At 70.8% G+C, this 15,876-nt stretch carries 16 protein-coding genes; 6 read left to right on the top strand and 10 right to left on the bottom strand.

Annotation, left to right across the window (positions count from 1 at the left end):
- Positions 1-51: 51 nt before the first annotated feature.
- Genes ACF09J_RS25390 through ACF09J_RS25380 form a run of 3 tightly spaced genes read left to right on the top strand, consistent with a single transcriptional unit; the run spans position 52 to position 2,492 of the window.
- Positions 52-1,308: an MFS transporter gene (locus ACF09J_RS25390; RefSeq protein WP_392307740.1), complete on the top strand. Its 1,257-nt coding sequence runs from the start codon at positions 52-54 to the stop codon at positions 1,306-1,308.
- Positions 1,309-1,345: 37 nt separating this feature from the next.
- On the top strand, positions 1,346-2,113 hold the full coding sequence (locus ACF09J_RS25385; protein ID WP_392307739.1) for an SDR family NAD(P)-dependent oxidoreductase: 768 nt from the start codon (positions 1,346-1,348) through the stop codon (positions 2,111-2,113).
- Between the two features lie 58 nt (positions 2,114-2,171).
- Entirely contained in the window at positions 2,172-2,492 is a 321-nt protein-coding gene (locus ACF09J_RS25380; RefSeq protein WP_392307738.1) for a carboxymuconolactone decarboxylase family protein, read from the top strand.
- A gap of 87 nt (positions 2,493-2,579) precedes the next feature.
- Here ACF09J_RS25380 and ACF09J_RS25375 read toward each other — a convergent pair whose 3' ends face one another.
- Complete coding sequence (locus tag ACF09J_RS25375) at positions 2,580-3,455, bottom strand: helix-turn-helix transcriptional regulator (RefSeq protein ID WP_392307737.1); 876 nt, start codon at positions 3,453-3,455, stop codon at positions 2,580-2,582.
- 154 nt (positions 3,456-3,609) lie between these two features.
- Between ACF09J_RS25375 and ACF09J_RS25370 the strand changes: the two genes are divergently transcribed.
- A complete protein-coding gene (locus ACF09J_RS25370) occupies positions 3,610-5,058 on the top strand; it encodes an MFS transporter (RefSeq protein ID WP_392307736.1) in 1,449 nt (482 codons plus the stop codon).
- Positions 5,059-5,232: 174 nt separating this feature from the next.
- On the opposite strand, the gene ACF09J_RS25365 is transcribed toward ACF09J_RS25370, so the two are convergent.
- The 8 genes from ACF09J_RS25365 to ACF09J_RS25330 are packed head-to-tail and all read right to left on the bottom strand — an operon-like array spanning position 5,233 to position 12,335.
- Positions 5,233-5,859: a TenA family protein gene (locus ACF09J_RS25365; RefSeq protein ID WP_392307735.1), complete on the bottom strand. Its 627-nt coding sequence runs from the start codon at positions 5,857-5,859 to the stop codon at positions 5,233-5,235.
- On the bottom strand, positions 5,856-6,602 hold the full coding sequence (locus ACF09J_RS25360; protein WP_392307734.1) for a glutamine amidotransferase: 747 nt from the start codon (positions 6,600-6,602) through the stop codon (positions 5,856-5,858). Before ACF09J_RS25360 ends, ACF09J_RS25365 begins: the two co-directional genes overlap by 4 nt.
- A 46-nt stretch (positions 6,603-6,648) precedes the next feature.
- Entirely contained in the window at positions 6,649-7,707 is a 1,059-nt protein-coding gene (locus tag ACF09J_RS25355; RefSeq protein ID WP_392307733.1) for a phosphotriesterase, read from the bottom strand.
- Positions 7,704-8,723 (bottom strand): ABC transporter permease, encoded by a 1,020-nt coding sequence (locus tag ACF09J_RS25350; protein ID WP_392307732.1) that lies wholly within the window; start codon positions 8,721-8,723, stop codon positions 7,704-7,706. Before ACF09J_RS25350 ends, ACF09J_RS25355 begins: the two co-directional genes overlap by 4 nt.
- A 1-nt stretch (position 8,724) precedes the next feature.
- Positions 8,725-9,492 (bottom strand): ATP-binding cassette domain-containing protein, encoded by a 768-nt coding sequence (locus ACF09J_RS25345; RefSeq protein ID WP_392307731.1) that lies wholly within the window; start codon positions 9,490-9,492, stop codon positions 8,725-8,727.
- Complete coding sequence (locus tag ACF09J_RS25340) at positions 9,492-10,502, bottom strand: substrate-binding domain-containing protein (protein ID WP_392307730.1); 1,011 nt, start codon at positions 10,500-10,502, stop codon at positions 9,492-9,494. The genes ACF09J_RS25345 and ACF09J_RS25340 overlap by 1 nt, the downstream gene beginning before the upstream one ends.
- 13 nt (positions 10,503-10,515) lie before the next feature.
- Complete coding sequence (locus ACF09J_RS25335) at positions 10,516-11,454, bottom strand: carbohydrate kinase family protein (RefSeq protein WP_392307729.1); 939 nt, start codon at positions 11,452-11,454, stop codon at positions 10,516-10,518.
- Positions 11,451-12,335, bottom strand: coding sequence for a BtpA/SgcQ family protein (locus tag ACF09J_RS25330; protein ID WP_392307728.1), 885 nt, complete (start codon positions 12,333-12,335; stop codon positions 11,451-11,453). The genes ACF09J_RS25335 and ACF09J_RS25330 overlap by 4 nt, the downstream gene beginning before the upstream one ends.
- Positions 12,336-12,479: 144 nt before the next feature.
- Here ACF09J_RS25330 and ACF09J_RS25325 point away from each other — a divergent pair, with 144 nt between their 5' ends.
- Both ACF09J_RS25325 and ACF09J_RS25320 read left to right on the top strand, forming a co-directional pair.
- On the top strand, positions 12,480-13,517 hold the full coding sequence (locus tag ACF09J_RS25325) for a LacI family DNA-binding transcriptional regulator (RefSeq protein WP_392307727.1): 1,038 nt from the start codon (positions 12,480-12,482) through the stop codon (positions 13,515-13,517).
- Positions 13,518-13,549: 32 nt separating this feature from the next.
- A complete protein-coding gene (locus ACF09J_RS25320; protein WP_392307726.1) occupies positions 13,550-14,674 on the top strand; it encodes a M20 family metallopeptidase in 1,125 nt (374 codons plus the stop codon).
- A gap of 200 nt (positions 14,675-14,874) precedes the next feature.
- On the opposite strand, the gene ACF09J_RS25315 is transcribed toward ACF09J_RS25320, so the two are convergent.
- Positions 14,875-15,576 carry a metal-dependent hydrolase gene (locus tag ACF09J_RS25315; RefSeq protein ID WP_392307725.1) on the bottom strand — a complete coding sequence of 234 codons (702 nt, stop codon included), beginning with the start codon at positions 15,574-15,576 and terminating at the stop codon, positions 14,875-14,877.
- Positions 15,577-15,876 lie beyond the last annotated feature (300 nt).

Raw genomic sequence — 15,876 nt, 5'->3', positions numbered from 1 at the left:
AGCCGCCTCGTGACCTCGCCCAATCCTCCTCGTACGGGAAGAAGTTCGCGCATGCCCTCCGCCACCGGGTCCGCCCCGGGCCGACTGCCCTACATCGTCTGGGTACTCGCCGCCGGCACCTTTCTGATGGGCACCACCGAATTCGTCATCGCCGGACTGCTGCCGGAGATGGCCGCCGGCCTGACGGTCAGCGTGTCCCACGCCGGGCTGCTGATCACCGCGTTCGCCATCGGCATGATCGTCGGCGGGCCAACGATGGCCATGGCCACCCTGCGCCTGCCCCGGCGCCACACCCTCATCGGCGCACTCGCCGTCTTCGCACTCGGTCATGTCGCCGCCGCGCTCAGCACGTCCTTCACGGTTGCCCTGGCGGCCCGTGTGGTGACCGCGCTGGCCACCGGAGCGTTCTGGGCCGTCGGCTTCGTCATCGCCACTACCGCCGCGGGCAAGAACAACGCCACCCGGGCCGTAGGCGTGATGATGGGCGGCCTCACCCTGGCCAACGTCGTCGGCGTACCGATCGGCTCGTTCGTCGGCCACCACACCGGCTGGCGCGGCCCCTTCTGGGCGCTGGCCGTCTTCGCCGCTCTGGCCGCCGCCCTCGTCGGCCGATTCATCCCCCGCACCGAGCAACGAGCCGAGGTGTCCGTACGGGCGGAGGTACGGGCCCTCGGGCAGGGACGGCTGTGGCTGGCGCTCGCCGCGGCCGTGCTGATCATGGGCGGGGTCCTGGCGACATACACGTACATCACGCCGCTGCTGACCGAGCAGGCAGGGATCGCCGAAGGCTCCGTGCCGCTGGTGCTGATCGCCTTCGGTATCGGTGCGCTGGGCGGTACTGCCATCGGCGGCCGGCTGGGTGACCGCCGTCCGATGGTCACGACGATCGCCGCGGCGGCCGCCACCGCCCTGACGCTGTTGCTCCTTGTCCCGGCGTCGAACAGCCCGGCGGCCGCGGTCGTCCTGGTCTTCCTGATGGCACTGACCGCGTTCACCGTCAACCCGGTCGTCACCTCCCTCGCCCTCCGCTTCGCCGGCGACGCCCCCACCCTCACCTCGGCACTGACCACCTCCGCGTACAACACCGGCATCGCCGCGGGTTCGGCTCTCGCGGGCCAGGCCCTGGACTCCTCGCTCGGGCTGACCGGTCCGGCCCTGGTCGGCGCGATCTTCGCCGCGCTCACCCTGCTGCCGCTGATCGCCCTGGCCCTCCGCGGCTCCACCCGCCCTTCGCGGACGGTTGCCCAGCACACCGCCGATGCCGGCGAGCTGCAGGCAGCCGACGCTGCCGTGACGACCTCGGGATGAACTCCTCGCCCGTACACCTTCCTTGGGAGCAACCGTCATGAACCCCACCTACGACTTCACCGGACAGGTCGCCTTCGTCACCGGCGCCAGTTCCAGCATGGGCCTGGCCACCGCCCGCACCTTCGCCGCCTCGGGGGCCGCCGTCGCGCTCGCCGACATCAACGAGGACGCTGTGAAAGCCGCCGCCCAACAGCTCGCCGACGACGGCCACCAGGTCCTCGCGCTGGTCTGCGACGTCTCCGACGAGGACCAGGTCGCCGCCGCCGTCGACCGCACCGTCGAAGTCTTCGGACGCCTCGACATGGCCTACAACAACGCCGGCATCATGCCCCCGCCCACCGACGCCGCCGACGAAAGCGCCGACCAGTTCGACCGGGTCCAGGCCATCAACCTGCGCGGCATCTGGGCGAGCATGAAGCACGAACTGCGCCACATGCGCGACCAGGGGAGCGGAGCGATCGTCAACTGCTCCTCCCTCGGCGGCCTCGTCGGCAACCCCGGCCGCGCCGCCTACCACGCCACCAAACACGGCGTGATCGGCCTGACCAAGAGCGCCGCCCTCGAATACGGCTCCCGAGGCGTCCGCATCAACGCCGTGTGCCCCGGCACCATCAGCACCCCGATGGTCGACGCCATGGTCGACGGCGGAGAACTCGACCGCGGCCAGGCCGAGTCCGGCCAGGCCATCGCCCGGCTCGGCACCGCCGAGGAGATCGCCCAGGCCGTCCTGTGGCTGTGCAGTGACGGAGCCGGCTACGTCACCGGCATCGCCCTCCCGGTCGACGGCGGCTACACCGCCCAGTGACCACGCCGCCTCCAGTACCCCCTGCTTCGCAGAACTCGTAGAACACGGGAGAACCACCATGCCCGAGCAGTCCGCCCCCGAAGAACTCAGGGCGATCGCCCCCAAGCTCGTCGACGTCACGAACGACGTCCTCTTCGGCGACGTCTGGAAACGCCCCGGTCTCTCACCGCGGGACCGGAGCCTGGTCACCGTCAGCGTCCTGGCCGCCCTCTACCGCAACGAGCAACTGGACTACCACCTGGGTGTCGCCCTCGACAACGGCCTGGCCGTGGAGGAGTTGTCCGAGGCCATCACTCATCTCGCCTTCTACGCAGGCTGGCCGAACGCCATGACCGCCATCAACCGGCTCAAGAAGATCGCCGACGAGCGCGGCGCCTGACACACCCCGCCCCCGCCCCCCTCGCCGCCGCTCTCGTACGCTTCACCCCCGGCGCCCGCGCCAACTGGCACTCTCCGGGCAGCTGTTTCACGGCGGGCTCGGTTCCGCGGAGGCCGAACGGTGTTTCCGCAGCTGGAGGAATGCGGCCGCGTGGGCGGAGTCGGGGGCGAGGGTGTAGGTGACGATGGTCAGGCCGGGGTCGGCGGGGATTTCGAGGGCGTCGTAGTCGAGGTCGAGGTCTCCGACGGCGGAGTGGTGGAAGCGCTGTTGGCCGCTGCGGTAGTACTCGACTTCGTGCTCGTTCCAGCGCATGGCGAACTCATCGCTGTGGGTGGCGAGTTCGTCGATGAGGTCAGCGAGGTCGGTGTTGCCGGGCGTGCGGGCGGCTTCGGTGCGCAGGCTGCCGACGGCGTCGTGGGCGATGCGATCCCAGTCGCGGTAGAAGTGTCGGGCACGCGGGTCGAGGAAGACGAAGCGGGCCAGGTTCGGCGGCTGTTCGGTGGTGTCGAGGGCGGCTTCGTACAGGGCGCGGGCGAGTTGGTTGGTGGCGAGGACGTCGAGGTGGGCGTTGCGCGCGAAGGCGGCGGCGCCGGTCATGGAGTCGAGGATCTGCTGGACGCTGTTGCGCACGCGGAAGGCGCCGCCGGCGCGGTCGGAGCTGCGGCGCGGAGCGTTGGCCGCGCGGACCAGGGCCATCAGATGGGCGCGTTCGACGTCGTCGAGCTTGAGGGCGGCGGCGAGGCTGTCGAGGATCTCCTCGGAAACGCCGCGGACGTTGCCGCGCTCCAGACGGGTGTAGTACTCGACGCTGATCGCGGCGAGCTGGGCGACTTCTGAGCGGCGCAGGCCGCTGACCTGGCGTCGTCCGCCGTACTCGGGCAGGCCGGCCTCCTTCGGGGTCAGGCGGGCCCGGCGGCTGGTGAGGAAGGTGCGGATGTCCTCACGGACGGTGTTGGCTGGCACGACTTCAGCGTAGGGCAGCGCTTGAGGCGGGGGGCCCTGCCAGTACCTCTCCTGATGAGAACTCCCAGGTCATTGGCTTGAGTGGTTGTGTGGACGCATGGCCGGGCCGGCGGCTCCTGCCGCCTCTCCTCACGCGGAAGGACCACGCACCGTCATGCCCTTCACCGTTTCGCCACCTCGTTCCTCCTGTGCGGCGGACGCCTCCGGGACCGACCGGTACGCCACCGCGACGCTGGCCACCGCCGTCCTCGGCTTCTTCGTCATCACCCTCGATGCGACGATCGTGAACGTGGCGCTGCCCTCGATCCGTGATGTGCTGGGCGGCGGGATCACCGGGCTGCAGTGGGTGGTCGACGCCTACACACTGATGTTCGCCGCGCTGCTGCTGTCCGCCGGGGCGCTCTCGGACCGGGTGGGGGCGCGCCGCGCCTTCGGCGCCGGCCTGGGCCTGTTCATCATCGCGTCGGTGACATGCGGGCTGGCTCCCACGCTGCCGGTGCTGATCGGAGCCCGGCTGGTGCAGGGCATCGGCGCGGCCGTCACCATGCCGACCTCCATGGCGCTGGTCGGCCAGGCGTTCCCCGACCCGGCACGCCGGGCGCGCGCGGTGGCGGTGTGGGCGATGGGCGGCGCCATGGCCGCAGCCGCAGGCCCGGTGCTAGGCGGTCTGCTGACCCTTGCTTCCTGGCGGACGATCTTCTGGCTCAACCTGCCGGTCGGCCTGGTGACCCTGGTTCTGCTGCGCCGTACCCTGCCCTCGCCGACCCGGCCAGCACCGTTCGACTGGACGGGCCAGATCACCGCGGTCCTGGCGATGGGCGGTCTGACCTTCGGCGCGATCGAGGCCGGGGATGCCGGGTTCGGTGCGTCCGAGGTACTCATAGCGCTCGGCGTCGCCGTCGTGGCACTGGCCGCGTTCGTGGCATCGCAGGCGAAGGGCACGCACCCGATGGTGCCGTTGAGCCTGTTCCGTTCCAGGGTCGTGGTCATCGCCACGGGCATCGGGTTCGCGTTCATGGTCGGCTTCTACGGGCTGCCGTTCCTGTTCTCCCTTGACTTCCAGCAGCAGCACGGCCTGTCCGCGCTCGGCGCCGGGATCGCGTTCTTGCCCATGATGCTGCTCAGCGCCGCCCTGACCCCGTTCTCGGCGCGGATCGCCGAGCGCACCGGGCCCCGGATACCGATCAGCACCGGACTGGTCCTCATGGCGGCCGGCTCGATCACTCTCGCGCTGTTGCCGGCCTCGGCACCGGTGTGGGTGATGGCACTACTGCTGATCCCGGTCGGCATGGCCGGTCCGTTGGTGATGCCTGCGACCACCGCCCTGCTCCTGGAGCACGTGCCCGCTGCCCGGGCCGGCACCGCCAGCGGAGTGTTCAACACCAGCCGTCAGATCGGCGGCGCCTTGGCCGTGGCCGTTTTCGGCGCCCTGATCTCCGCCTCGGCCGGATTCCAGCACGGGCTGCGGATCAGCCTCGCGCTGGCCGCCGCCATCGCACTCCTGGCGGCCTTGACTCCGATGGGAAGCCGAACAGCGGGGGCCAAGGCGTCAGTCCGACCGGGACGGGAGCTCGTCCCGGTCGCGACGAAAGCGACGTGGTGAGCGCTTTCTCGCCCCAGACGGCGCCGACGAGACCGAGTTCGCGCCTGAGGCGCTCGCCGGTGCGCCGGGCCACCGTGTGGCCCTGCCGGTTGAACTCGCGCCGGACCTCGCGGGCGCCGCACGCGGAAGTCGGTCTCACGGAACCGGGCCGTACTCGGTGGAGGACAGACCCGTTTACCCGAACACGGCGTCATGGAAGGCGATTTCGGCCTCCAGCATGCCGGTGAACCAGCGGGTCAGCCGCTCCTGGGGTATCTCGTCCGGCAGGGCGTCGACCTCCGCCGCCAGCGCCCGCACCCCGTCCCGGAACGCCTGGTCGGCGTGGAGTGACACCCATGCGCTGATCGCGCCGTCGGGGACGGTGCCGCTCTCGTGCGCGCGGGTGCACCAGGTGAGGTAGAGCCTCTCCGCGGCGAACAGCATCGTCATCACCGCCGGGTAGCCGCCTTCGCGTGCCACGTCGAGTGCGTACCGCGACAGCACCCCGGCCCGCTGGGCGGCGCCCGGCCGGGCGGGGACGGGCCAGGCGGCGCGGGCATCGCGGAAGTAGTCCGCCTGGCTGGTGGTCAGCGCGTGGACCGCCCGGGCGTTGCGCTCCAGCGCCGTCCGGTTGGGGGCGCCCCACACGGCCAGTCCGTGCAGTCGGGTGGCCGTCTCCACGAACTCGGCCTCGATCTCGAGGTAGTCGGCGAAGTCCGGGTCGCTGATGGTGCCGGCCGTGACCTCCCTGACGAAGCGCATGCGCAGCGCCCGTTCCATGGTCGGGGCGGCGTCGTCGAGAATCTGCTCGGACCGGCTCATCGGGTGAGCCATTCCACGAGGCCGCCGAACACCTTGGCGTAGCCGTCCCACCGCTCGCAGAACGAAGCGGGCGCCCAGTGAGGGGAGCAGTCGGAGGTGAACACCGCTGAGCGTCCCGAGCCGTACTCGGTCACTGCCACCAGGGGGTCGCCGCCGAGGGTGGCCAGGACCTCGGCGCCCGGACGTGGCCGGACGCGGTTGTAGCCGAGCAGCAGTGGCCACTCGCCGGTCACACCGCCGAGGGCGGGATGGCCGGTGGTGATGGCCGACGGGCGCCCGCCCGCGGGGAGTTCGACGCGGTCGTCCTCGGGCAGCAGCTCCACCGGCAGGACCTCGTGCAGCGCGGTGTTGCGGTAGGCGGCCTTGCCCTCGAAACCGGTGAAGGAGAGGTAGCCGCCGACCATCAGCAGCCCACCGCCGTCGCCGACCCACGCGCGCAGGGCGTCGATCCGGTCGGTGCCCGGCCTGCCCTGCTCGAACACCTCGGGTGCGAGTTGCAGGGAGTTCGCGCCGATGTCGGAGAGGATGACGACATCGTAGGCGGCGAGTGCCGCGGCGTCGCCGGGGAACTGACCGGGCACCAGATGGGCGGGCAGGTGCACGACCTCGTGCCCGCGGCCCTCCAGTGCCTGGCGCAACGGTTCGACGCCGGTCACATAGGCGCTGGTGGTGAACGAGTCGACCCCCTTGATGTGTGTGGACTGGGAGATCCAGCTCTCACCGGCTATCAGGACGCGGCTCACAGCATGCTCCTTCGAACGAGAGGTGAATGAAAACGGTGGGGCGTGGTCAGGACGCGGCGGCGTGTTCGAACAGCCGGGCCGGATTGGTGCGCAGCAGGTCCGTGGCGGTCCGCTGGGGGACGCCGTGCTCGACGAGCCGGCTGAGGAACAGCTCCGGCACATAGCGGAAGCCGTTGCCGCCGTAGGCGGTGAGCATGCTCTTGAGGAACACGTCGTGGCTGAGCAGCAGGCGGTCCCCGTGTTCGCGGGCGATGAGCCCGGCGATCGCCCGCGCGGTTTCGTGGGGTGCCGGGGACTGCCCCTCACCCGGGTAGCGGAACGGCATGCCGATCATGTCGAACTCGAGCCAGACGCCGCGGTCGGCGACCGACCGCTGATAGTCCGGGTCGGCGTGCGAGGGGTCCATGTGGCACAGCACCACCGCGCCCGGCGCCACTCCGTACTCTCCCAGCACCAGGTCCAGGACCTCGTGGGCGCGGCGCTGCCAGCCCGGCAGGTGGACATAGAGCGGGACGCCGGTCTCGCGCTGGGTGCGTGCGGCGGCGCGCAGCGCGGTGCGCTCGCTCTCGGTGAAACCCGGGGAGACACCGATCTCGCCGATGACGCCCGGCCGGATGCCGGTGTCGTCGGCACCCTCGGTGAACTCGGTCAGCAACGCGTCGGCGAGCGGGCGCTCGTCCGCCGGCGACAGCGGGCGGGGATGGTAGGGCTCCAGATACCAGCCGCAGCCCATGACGATGCGTACTCCGCTGTCCTCGGAGAACCCGCGCAGTGCCTCCGGGTCGCGGCCCAGTCCGCCCGGGGTGACATCGACGATCGTGCCGCCCCCGCTGGAGGCGAACGCGCGCAGGTCGGCCAGCATCCCCTCTGCGTCGTCGAGTACGCAGTGGTCGAGGCAGGCATAGGGCTGCTCGCGCAGCAGCCAGGCCAGTTGAGGGGTGGTGCGGGCGTCGCGCAGCCGGCCGAGTCCGGGGGCGGCCGGCGTGGGGACGGCCTTGCGGAGGTCGTTGCGCAGATGCTCATGGGTGAGGGTGAGACCGAGCCCGGTGCTGGGCACGGGGCCGGTCACCGTGGTCACCGTGCGGGAGGCGGGGCCGCCGCTCATGACCGGCCCGTCAGATGGGCGAACAGATCGGCCATCGCCCGGCCGCGCAGGTTGATCCAGATCGCGGCGAGCAGCACCAGTCCGGTGACGATGGGGGTGAGGAACGGGCTCACACCGAGCAGGTTGAGACCGTTGGCGATGACTCCGGTGATGAGGGCGCCGATGACGGTGCCGAGCACGGTGCCCCGGCCGCCGAACAGATTGGTGCCGCCGAGCACGACCGCGGCGATCACGGTGAGCTCGAAGCCCTGTCCCGAGTTGGCGGAGCCGGACCCCAGCCTGGCCGCGGTGAGCAGCCCGGCGATACCGGCGGCCACACCGGTCATCGTCAGGGTGATCATCTTGACCCGGGCGGTGTTCACCCCGGCCCGCCGCACGGACTCCTCCTGGGAGCCGATGCCGTTGACATAGGAGCCGAACGGCAGCTTCGACAGCAGGACCGCTCCGACTGCGACCGTGGCCAGGGCGATCCAGGCCAGCGCGGACAGCCCGAGGAAGGAGGCGTCGCCGAGCTTGGCGACGAAGAGCCGGGCGTCGATGGGGACGGAGAATCCCCGGGTCCACAGCTGTGCCAGGCCGCGTACCACCGACATGGTGGCAAGGGTGACGATGAACGGGGGGATCTTCTGATAGGCCGACAGCCATCCGTTGACGGCGCCCCAGAAGAGCCCGGCGAGCAGCGCCACGATGATCACCACGGAGGAGTCCCAGCCGGCCTGGAGCATCTCGGCGGTACAGGTGGCGGTGAACGCGAGGATCGATCCCACGGACAGGTCGATCTGGCCGGTGCTGATCACGAAGGTCATGGCGACCGCCACGATCAGGGTGATCGCCACCTGGGTGGCCAGGTTGGCAAGGTTGGCGAAGGTCAGGAAGTTGGGGGCGGCGATACCGAAGCCGAGGAAGAGTGCGACGCCCACGCCGAGCATGGCCAGGGTGGCTTTGTTGGCGCGCTGCCAGCGGCCCGGGGGCCGGCCCAGCACGGCGGTGGTGCGCATCGCGGTGTCGGCGCTCATGTCAGGCCACCTCCTCGGTGTCGGGCCCGCCGGTCGTGGTGCCGGATCGGGTGATCATGGCGACGAGCCGCTCGATGTCGAGTTCGGAGATCGGGGCGTCCTCGACGCTGCGCCCCTCGTACATCACGGTGATCCGGTCGCAGACCTCGAACAGGTCCTGCAGTCGGTGGGTGATCAGGATGACGCCGACGCCCTGGGCGGCCACGTCGCGGATCATCTTCAGCACCTGCCGGACCTCGGCGACGGCGAGGGCGGCGGTGGGCTCGTCCAGGATCAGCACGCGCGGACGGAAGGACACCGCCCGGGCGATGGCCACGGCCTGCCGCTGGCCTCCGGACAACTCGCCGATCTCCTGGTAGGTGGACTTCACCCGCACATGCAGTTCGGAGAGGGTTTCGGCCGCTCGGGCGTGCATCCTGGCGCGGTCGATGAAGGGGCCCTTGCGGGGTTCGCGGCCGAGGAACAGATTGCTGGCGACATCGAGGGTGTCGCACAGGGCGAGGTCCTGGTACACGATGCCGACCCGCTCGCGGCGGGCGTCGGCGGGGCTGGTGAAGCGGACGTCGCGGCCGTCGATGGAGATCTGCCCTCCGTCGTGCTGGACCGCCCCGGCCAGAACCTTCATGAGGGTCGACTTTCCGGCGCCGTTGTCGCCGACCAGGCCGAGCACCTCGCCCGGGGCCAGGGTCAGGTCGACGCCCCGCAGCGAGCGGACGGCGCCGAAGGATTTGGTGATTCCCCGCAGGGAGACCAGCGCGCTCTCGCCCATCACTTCTCCAGGTAGTAGAGGTAGTTCTTGACGTTGTCCGGGGTGACCAGCTGGGTGGGAACGGGGACGTTCTTGCGGGGGGTGCGGCCGCAGGCCAGATCGATCGCGGAGTTCATGGCCTCGTAGCCGAACCGGAAGGTGTTCTGCTGGAGGACGCCGGTGATCCAGCCGGCCCGCAGCCCGTCCACGGCCTGGCTGGACAGGTCCCAGCCGACGACCTTGAGGTCCTTGGTGCGGTGCTGGCTGACCACGGCGGCGGCCAGGCCGATCAGAGCGGGCTCCCCGGTGGCGTAGGCGTACTTCAGGCCGGGGTCGCGGGTGAGCAGGTTCTCGGCGGCGGTCTGGGCGTTCTCCTGGATGTTGCGGCCGTCGACCACGTTCTGGATCTTCATGCCCTTGGCGGTGACGGTGTCGGTGAAACCTTTCTGCCGCTCGTTCTGGATGGTGCTGTTGAGCGCGCCGACCACGCCGATCCCACCGCGGTTGCCGGCGGTCTTGAGCAGGGCCTCGCCGATCTGTCGGCCGCCCGCCAGATTGCCGGTGCCCACCTGGACGGAGACCGCGGGGTCGTCGACGGTGGCGTCCACGGCGACGACCGGCACGCCGGCCGCCTCGGCGCGGCGGATGGCGGGCTTGATCCCCTCGGTGTCGACCGCGTCCACGATGATGGCGTCGTAGTGGTTGGCGACCAGGTCGTCGATGGCGTTGGCCTGGGTGGCGGAGTCGTCGTTGCCGTTGACGATCTGGGTCTTGACACCGGCCTTGCGGGCCACGGTCTGGGCGCCGGTGTTGATCTGGTTGAAGAACAGCGCCTGGAGGTTGATGGGCACGATCCCGATCTTCGGAGCGCGGCCGCGCACGCTACAGGAGTCGGCGACCTTCGCGGGTGGGGGCGGGCCCTGCTCGGTGGACTTCTTCTCGGCCGCCATCTCGCGGCGGGCCTGGGTGTCGCAGCCGACGGTCGTCAGCAGCAGGCCCAGCGCGACCACGGCCGTCACTTTCTGGCGCATCTGCTCTCCTTGTCTACTGGGGGCGGGCCGACTCCGGGGCCCGGGGGCCGGTATGGGCTTCGAGCCAGGCTTCGACGGCCCGCCGGTCGGGCAGCCCGTCGCGGGCACCGGGCCGGGTGCAGGACAGGCCGGCGGCTACGCCGGCGAAGCGCGCCGCCTCCAGCGGGGACCGGCCGCGGTCCAGTTCGGCGCAGTACGCGCCGGTGAAACAGTCCCCGGCGCCGGTGGCGTCCACCGCGTCCACCGGGATCGCCGCGCCGTCGTGGCGTTCCCCGGCGGGGGTCAGCAGCGTCCAGCCACGCGAACCGTCGGTCACGACCAGATGGACGTCATGCTCGACGGCGGCCCGGGCCAGGGCCGGATCCGCGCCCAGCAGCGCGAGGGCCAGCGGCCGGCCGAGGATGACATGGTCCGCGGCGGCCAGCGCGGCGCGCATCGCCTCCGCCCGGTCGCAGCCGTCGAGGTCCACCACCAGGCCGGGGCCCGGCTTCCGGGCCGGGGCGTCGGCGGCGGCCTCGGCCAGCGCGGCGGCGGCCTCGGGGAAGCGGTAGCCGTCGACGTAGAGCCAGTTCGCCCCGGCCTTGTGCGAGGCCCGCGCGGTCCGGGTGATGTGCTGGGCGTCCAGCTCGTCGTCCTGGCTGATGACGGCGCGCTCGCCGTCCGGGGTGAGCAGCACGACAGCGGTGGTGAGAGCGCCGGTGCGGGCGGTCCAGTCGGTGCGGACCCCGTCGGCGGCGAGCGAGGCGAGGAACGCCGTGCTCTGCTGATCCGGACCGACCACGCCGGCGAACCATGCCTCCGCCCCTGTGCGGGCCGCGGCCACCGAGGCGTTGGCGGCCATCCCGCCATGGCCCTGGCGGACGGCGGTCGCCTGAACCCGGGCACCGGGAGCGGGCAGCTCCGGAACACCGACGGTGAGGTCGACGTTGGCGTACCCGCAGAAGACGATCACGGGAGCACCACTCCGGCCTTGGCCGCCGCGGCGGTCAGCTCGCGGACCTTGGCCTGGTCGACCCGGCCCCACCAGCGGCCGTTGTCCTTCACCGAGGACGCGACGATCACACCGTTGCAGGCGGGCAGCAGGCCGCCGATGTTGCCCGCGGTGATACCGGATCCGATCACGACCGGCAGGGTGGTGTGGGCGGCGATGCCCTCCACCTCCTCCAGCGAGGCGGCGTCCCCGGTCCGGGAGCCGGTGGCGATCAGGACGTCGGCGCCGAAGAACTCGGCGTCCTCGGTCTGTTCGGCCAGCGTGCGGTCGGCGACGATGGCGTGCGAACCGTGCTTGACGTGCACATCGGCGAAGACCTTCACCGGGCCGGCGCCGATCCGGCTGCGATAGCGGGTGGCGTGCGCCGACTGGCCTTCGATGATGCCCTCGTTGGCGACGTAGGCGTTGGCCCACTGGTTGACCCGTACGAACCCGGCGCCGCCGGACCAGGCGGAGGCGATCGAGCACTCGGCGGCGTTGGACAGCACGCTGACCCCCAGCCGGCTGCCGGCTCCCTCCAGCGTGGCGTGCCGTACCCGGTCGGTCACCACGGCCATCGCGGCCGATGTCTCATAGCCGTGCTCTCCCGGCTTCAGGAACGGGAGGTCCCAGTGGTTCTCCACGATCAGCCCGTGGCAGCCGCCCTCCAGATAGGCCCGCGCCTCCTCGACCGCGAAGGCGGAGATCTCGTCCAGCGAGACGCCCTCGTAATGGGGGCTGCCGGGCAGCGGCGGCAGGTGCACCACGCCGATGACGACCTTCGGAGTGCCGAACAGCTCCCCGATCGCGTTCGGCCGGGGCGGGAACACTCCCAGCTTGTTCGGGCTCCCGGACGTCTTCATCACTGCACCCCAATGCAATCGATTACAGTTGAGTTGCGGTGGACCGTAGGCAGGCGTTCGGCGCCGTGTCAAGGCTCTATGCTCACTCAATCCGGGCTGTTGGAGGTATGTGACAGCCAGGCTTCTCGGCAGGAAGGTAATCGATTGCAGCGGGTTACGATCGCTCAGGTCGCGGAGCGGGCCGGTGTTTCCACCGCCACCGTGTCGCGGGTGCTCTCCCGCCGGGGCCAGGTGTCGGCCGCGGTCGAACGCAAGGTGCGCCGCGCCGCTGATGAGCTCGGCTACCAGATCAATGTCATCGCCAGGGCACTGCGCAACAGCCGTACCGACACGGTGGGGATGGTCGTGCCCAGCATCACCAACCCGTTCTTCACCTCCCTGGTGGAGAGCGTGGAACACGCCCTGGGGAAGGAGGGCAAGGAGCTGTTCCTGTGCGACGCGCGCTCCGATCCGCAGATCGAGGCCCGCCGGCTGGCCTCGCTCGCCGCGCGCAACGTCGACGGCATCATCGTCAGCCCGTGCCACGGCACCGACAGCCGGCCTGCCGTGCAGCAGACCGCGGACCGGCTGCCGCTCGTCCAACTCGACCGATTCGTCGACGGCACCAGTACCGACTGGGTGGGTGTCGACGACGTCGCCGCGATGCGGCAGATCATGGATCACCTCCACGACGGCGGGGCGCGGTCGGCGGCCTTCGTCGGCTCGCTGATGACGCACTCCTCCACGGAACAGCGGTTCGCCGGGTTCCGGCGGCGCGCCGAGGAGCTGGGCATCGAGGTGAAGCCGGACCAGGTGCTCCTGGGGGACTACAGCGTGGAGTGGGGCGAGGCCGCCGTGGCCCGGCTGATCGCGGAGGGCGGCCTTCCGGACGCGATCGTGTGCGCCGATGACCTGATCGCGCTCGGGGTCAGCCGCGCCTGCCGGGCCCACGGTGTCGCGGTGCCCGGGCAGGTGCAGGTGACCGGCTACGACGACATCGAGTTCTCCCGGCTGGCGGAGCCGGGCCTGACCACGGTCCATCAGCCCCGCGACCGGATCGCCGCGGAAGCGGTACGGCTGCTGGCCGCGACGGGACCGGCGGGCGGCGCCGAGCGCGGCCCGCACGCGCACATCGCGCTTGTGCCGACCCTGGTGGTACGCGACAGCACCCGGGCCCCGAAAGCGCCTCAGGACCGCGCATGACGGCAACTCACCACAACCCGAGGAGAGTCCCGATGGACGGCACGGACGCATGGCCCGGCGCGACGGACCTCGCGCGACGGCTGGTGCGGATCGACACTCGGGGCGGCCGGGAGGCACCGGCCGCGGAACTGATCGCGAATCGGCTGGACAGCGCGGGATTCGAGGTCCGTGTCGAGGAGCCGATACCGGGCCGGGCCAATGTCGTCGCCCGGTTCGGGCCCGCGGAACCGCGGATGCCGGTCACCTTCACCGGGCATCTGGACACCGTGCCCGCCGACCCGTCGGGCTGGTCGTTCGACCCCATGAGCGGGGAACTGCGCGACGGCCGTCTGCTCGGCCGCGGCAGCAGCGACATGAAAGCGGGCGTCGCCTGCCAGGTCGAGGCGGCGATACGGGCCGCCCGGGAAAGCCCGCGGGACCTGGCGGTGCAACTGATCCTCACCTTCGGCGAGGAGACCGGCTGCGAGGGAGCCGAGCTGATCGACGCGGCGTCACTCACCCCCACCGACCTGCTCATCGTGGCCGAGCCGACCGGAAACCGGACCGTCCTCGGGCACAAGGGCGTCCTGTGGCTCGCCGCGACGGCCGTCGGAGTCTCCGCGCACGGTTCCCGTCCGGAACTGGGCAGCAACGCGATCGCCGCGCTTGCCGCCGCGGCGATCAGGATCCACGGGCACCATGGCTGGCCGGTGAGCGCGACACACGGCCCGGCGACGGTCAACATCGGGACGTTCCACGCGGGCGAGGAGCCCAACCTGGTGCCGGACCGCGCCGAGATGCGGCTGGACGTGCGCACCGTGCCGGGCTTCGGCCGGGACGAGGCCGTCGCGGAGATCGCCTGGCTGTGCGGCGACGACATCGGCCTCGAACGGCTGCTGGACCTGCCCGGCGTCGCCACCGACCCGTCAGCCGCCGCCGAAGCGCAGGAGATCCTCGCCCCCGGCTCCTCGGCCCGCCCGGCCGAGTACGCGACCTACTTCACCGACGCCTCGGTGCTGACCGGCCGCCTCGGCGACCCGGCAGTCGTGGTGTACGGACCGGGCGACCCCGAGCAGGCCCATGTCACCGATGAATCCTGCTCGTTGGCGGCCATGACCGAGTCCGCGGAGGCGATGCACCGGCTGCTGCGGCGCCTCGGGCGATCCCGCGCGGCCTGACCGGCGGCGGGGGAGCCGCGGCATTCGGCGGTCTCGTAGGGCGTACGTCAGCCTCCGCAGGAGTTTCTCGACGGGTCCGGGAAGCGGTCACTCACCCCCATCGACGCCCACATCAGCCACTCGCGCACGATAAGGCCGTCACCGCTCGAACCGAATAGCCCAACTTCCGTGCCCATACTGGGATTTCGGCAAGAGGAACCTCAGCGGAGGGGGTGCGGTGACAGGACGGTGAGCCAGAGCAGCGCGATGGTGGCGACACCCATCAGCGGCGTGAGTATCTCGGTCTCCACCTTGTTGCCACTGCTCTTGATCAGTGCGATCTCGTACCGTGACTTCAGCGGCCACAGCCAGGGCGCACCGCGCTTGGTGATGGAGTCACCGAGCAGGTGCGCCACGCACCCCAGACCGATGGCGTAGGGGAGCCAACCGGGGGCGGAGGGAATGAACTTGTCGATGGCTGCGGTTCCCAGGCCGGCCAGGGCCACGATGGTGCCCCATGCGTGGAAGCCGTGCCCCGGAGGACAGAGGTTGAGCGCCCGGACGGCCAGCGCCAGCAGGAAGAAGCTCATGGCGATGGTGAACGGCCTGCCCAGATAGGCGATTCCGGCCCAGCTGCCGACCGTCATGAGGATGACGAAGAACAGGGAGTGCGTGGCGTAACGGTGGCCGCCGGAGATCCAGGCGACGAATCGGCAGAGCACCTTGGAGACCGGGCCGAGGAAGTTGGCGATTGTCCCGTCATGATGGTCCAGGTCGGGGAGCAGCGCCGCGCCCGCGCACAGCACGGTGCCCATGAGGATCTCCTGCGGAGCCAGATGTGTGTGCAACACCAGGGGTGGCACAAAGGGCGCGGTGCCCGCGAAGAGCAGTGCACCGCTGACGGCATGCGAATGTCCCATCATGCTGGGGTTGTTCTCCTCTGCCCCGTAAGCTGATCGATCTGCCGGAATCATAATTACGGCCTTGCGCAAGGCAAAAGCTTTGCTCCGACACGAACTCATCCGACTGGGCCGAGGCTTGCTCACTCCGGCAGCACGGGGAACAACCGGGGCCGCAGGACCGACCGCTCTGCACCGTGACCTCCTGGACCGGGTCCGCCAGGGCAACGGCGCCCAGCCCTGACCCCAGCAGTCGGCAGCCGACTTTGCGGCCGGGGAAGGCGCGGCTGCATCTCCCGCCGGATACGGCACCGTCCGGTGAGG

The organism is Streptomyces sp. NPDC014889 (genome assembly GCF_043081205.1).
Lineage (GTDB): Bacteria > Actinomycetota > Actinomycetes > Streptomycetales > Streptomycetaceae > Streptomyces.
This window is presented reverse-complemented; position numbering and strand designations above follow the sequence as displayed.